The following is a 3,503-nucleotide window of genomic DNA, read 5'->3' as shown; positions in this document are numbered from 1 at the left end:
GGTCGGCGGCGTTGCGCGCGGCGGCCGCGGCCGAGCGCGCGGTGTCGGCGAGGACGCGGGTCTGGTCGACCGCCTGATCGGGGGGGATGTTGGCCATCGTTATGCTCCTCGCGACCGGCCTACGCCGCGCCCGTTGGCTGAGTGCTGGGTGACGCCGACACCCCGGTCTTCGACAGCCCGACCGAGGCCTGCTCGGATTGCTGGTCGTCCTTCGGGCGGTCGGCGACCGCCGCGTCGGCCTTCGGCTGGAAGGACGGGTGCACCACGGCGCCGTCGTGGGTCAGGTTGGTGGCCTTGACGAGCTCGTCGTCCCACTTGATCGCCAGCGCCTTCGACTCCTTGTCGACCAGGGTCTCGACGAAGGCGTAGAGGTTGCGCGCATAGAGCGCCGAGGCGCTGGCCGCGAGCCGGCCGGCGACGTTGAGGTGGCCGACGATCTTCACGCCGCGGTCGTTGACGACGACCTCGCCGGGCTTGGCGCCCTCGACGTTGCCGCCGCGCTCCACCGCGAGGTCCACGAGCACCGAGCCGGGCTTCATCGAGGCGACCATCGCCGCAGAGACCAGCTTGGGCGCCGGGCGGCCGGGGATCAGCGCCGTGGTGATGACGATGTCCTGCTTGGCGATGTGGGTCGCGACGAGGTCGGCCTGCTTCTTCTGGTACTCGGCCGACATCTCCTTGGCGTAGCCGCCCTTGGTCTCGGCCTGCTTGAACTCGTCGTCCTCGACGGCGACGAACTTCGCGCCGAGCGACTCGACCTGCTCCTTGGTGGCCGGGCGCACGTCGGTGGCGGTGACGACCGCGCCCATGCGGCGGGCGGTGGCGATAGCCTGCAGGCCGGCGACGCCGACGCCCATCACGAACACGCGGGCGGCAGGCACGGTGCCGGCCGCCGTCATCATCATCGGCATGGCGCGGCCGTACTCGGAGGCGCCGTCGACCACGGCGCGGTAGCCGGCGAGGTTGGCCTGGCTCGAAAGCACGTCCATCACCTGCGCGCGGGTGATGCGGGGCATCAGCTCCATGGCGAAGCCGTCGACGCCCGCCTCGGCCATCGCCTGCAGCTCGGCCTCGTGGCCGTAGGGGTCCATGATCGCGACGACCAAGGCGCCCCGCTTGAGGAGCTTGAGCTCGTCGGCGCCGGGGCGGCGGACCTTGAGGATCAGGTCGGCGTCGCGGGCGGCCTCTTCGGCCGAGCCTGCGACCGAAGCCCCGACCGCCTCGTACTCGGAATCCGGCATGCCGGCCTTCAGCCCGGCGCCCGACTGGACGGTCACGTCGGCGCCGAGCGCCAGGAACTTCTTGACCGTCTCGGGCACCGCCGCGACCCGCGGTTCCGCGGAATCGGTCTCCGACAGGACAGCGATGCGCATTCAGGACTTCCCTCGATTGACCGCTCCCGAATGCGCGATATGGAACGGCTTTTCGAGGCGAGTTGGTAAGACGAACTGACGGAAGCGTAACGATTGTAAGCGGCGGCCCCGAATTCCGGGGCGCGGACCGCCCCGATCCTTTCCGAGACGCCAGGCCTCAGGCGAAGGCGAGGTAGAGGGCCATGAGCACGGCGACCACGCAAGGCGCACGCCAGCCGATGTTCGGCGCGAAGGCGCCGAGGGCGCCTGCCGCGCTCGAGAGGACGACGCCGAGGATCGCGGTGAGCCAGGCCTCGCGGATACCGCCGACTGCCAGGGCGAGCACCCAGCAGATCACCACGCCGCTGGCGATCTCGACGAAGCGGACGAATCCCCGATAGGTCTGCTCGTGCGTCTTCGCGTCCATCGCGGGGCTGTAGGCCCCACCGGAAACGCCCTTCGTATCGGCCATCGTGCGCTCGTCCTCGACGCTACCACTTCTCGGTGGGAGCGGGTTTAGCCCAAGCTTATTGCTGCCGCAATCGGCCGCAACCGGCGGGATCGGGCATCGCACGGCTTTGCTTGGCCCTCAATTCACTTGCGCACAAAAGATCGCCCGGACACGCGATCGTGAGCCGGCGAGGGACGCGTTATCTCGCGATCCGCCGAGGCCCCCGACTCGCGAACCCTCAGGCCGGCAGAGCCAGCCCGACCGCGCCGAGCGCCTCCGCCTGCCGCTCGGCGAGAGCGTCGAGGCTGAAGCGCTCGATCTCCGCCTCGAACAGGCGGTGATAGTTGAGCTCGGACTTGAGGTGCAGGAACACGGCTCCGAGGCCGACCGCGGCCCGGTCCATGAACACGAATTCCTGCGGCACGGTCACTGGCCCCTTCGCCTTCAGGGCCTGGTGCACCTCGAAGGCTTGGCGCCTGCCGTACTCGCCGGGCTTCACCCCGTCGGCGACGGTGCGGGTGCGATCCTCGAGCAGCGGCCCGTAGATGAAGCGCGCCCAGATGTTGAGGATCTCGATCTTCTCCTTGTCGAGGTCCTTGAAGCCCCAGACCTCGTAGGCGTGGACGATCCGCGCCATGTCCTGGGTGAGCAGGCCGCGGTAGAGGTCGACCACGCCGCCGACGAAGCGCGGATGGAAGATCCGCACGCAGCCGTAGTCGAGCAGGTTGATGCCCTGCGGCTCCCGCTCTGCCCCTTCGCCCTCGGAGAACACCGTGTAGTTGCCCAGGTGCGGGTCGCCGTGGATCACCGCGGCGCGGCTGAACGGGTGCCACCACGCCTTGAACATCGCCTGCGCGATGCGGTTTCGGATCTCGACGGGGGATTCCGTGAAGTTGAGGATGCGCTCGCCGTCGAGCCAGCCCAGCGTCAGCAGGCGCCTGGTCGACAGATCCGCGTGGATCGCCGGCACGCGCACCGCCGCGATGTCCTTGAGGACGGTGCCGTAGAGGGCGCCGTGCTTGGCCTCGCGGGCGTAGTCCAGCTCCTCGCGGACCCGGGCGCCGATCTCCTTGGCGATCTCGCGGGTGTCGAGCCAGGAGTTCATCCGCCGGTGCAGGGCGAAGGCGACCTCGAGCTGCTTCAGGTCGGCCTCCACCGCCGACTGCATGTCCGGGTACTGGAGCTTGCAGGCGAGCGCCGTGCCGTCGAGCGCCGTGGCGCGGTGGACCTGGCCGAGGGAGGCGGCGGCGGCGGGCTTCAGGTCGAAGCTCTCGAACCGCGCCTGCCAGCCGACCCCGAGCTCGGCCTGCATCCGGCGCTTGACGAAGGCGGCGCCCATCGGCGGCGCGTCGGCCTGGAGCTTCTGCAGCTCCACCGCGTATTCGGGCGGGAGCAGGTCGGGCACGGTGGCGAGCAGCTGCGCCACCTTCATGATCGGGCCTTTCAGGCCGCCGAGCGCCTGCGCCAAAGCCGCCGCGTTGGTGGTGCCCTCCTTGCCGAACAAGCGGGCGCCGGCCATCCGCGCGGCGACCCCGCCGACGTTGGCGCCGACGCGGGCGTAGCGGCTGGCGCGGGCGGAGAAGCGGTTGGCTTCCGGATCGGTCTCTGACATCGGCTGGGTTCGCACCTCTCCCCGACCGCGAAGCCCGATCCGACCCGCGTGGGCCGGGCGCTCCGGGTCTCGTTTCGACGCGCCCGCC

At 70.3% G+C, this 3,503-nt stretch carries 3 protein-coding genes; all 3 read right to left on the bottom strand.

The window, feature by feature from the left end; genetic code table 11:
- Positions 1-119: 119 nt before the first annotated feature.
- On the bottom strand, positions 120-1,373 hold the full coding sequence (locus tag FV222_RS20450) for a Re/Si-specific NAD(P)(+) transhydrogenase subunit alpha (RefSeq protein ID WP_147815507.1): 1,254 nt from the start codon (positions 1,371-1,373) through the stop codon (positions 120-122).
- A 157-nt stretch (positions 1,374-1,530) separates the two neighbouring features.
- A complete protein-coding gene (locus FV222_RS20445; protein WP_147752424.1) occupies positions 1,531-1,824 on the bottom strand; it encodes an aa3-type cytochrome c oxidase subunit IV in 294 nt (97 codons plus the stop codon).
- Between the two features lie 217 nt (positions 1,825-2,041).
- The gene (locus tag FV222_RS20440; protein WP_147752423.1) at positions 2,042-3,415 is read right to left on the bottom strand and encodes an AarF/UbiB family protein; all 1,374 of its coding nucleotides are present in this window, start codon (positions 3,413-3,415) and stop codon (positions 2,042-2,044) included.
- Between the last annotated feature and the right edge of the window lie 88 nt (positions 3,416-3,503).

Source organism: Methylobacterium sp. WL103 (assembly GCF_008039885.1).
Taxonomy (GTDB): domain Bacteria; phylum Pseudomonadota; class Alphaproteobacteria; order Rhizobiales; family Beijerinckiaceae; genus Methylobacterium; species Methylobacterium cerastii.
Note: the sequence above shows the minus strand (reverse complement) of the source record. Positions and strands in the feature narration are given on the sequence as shown.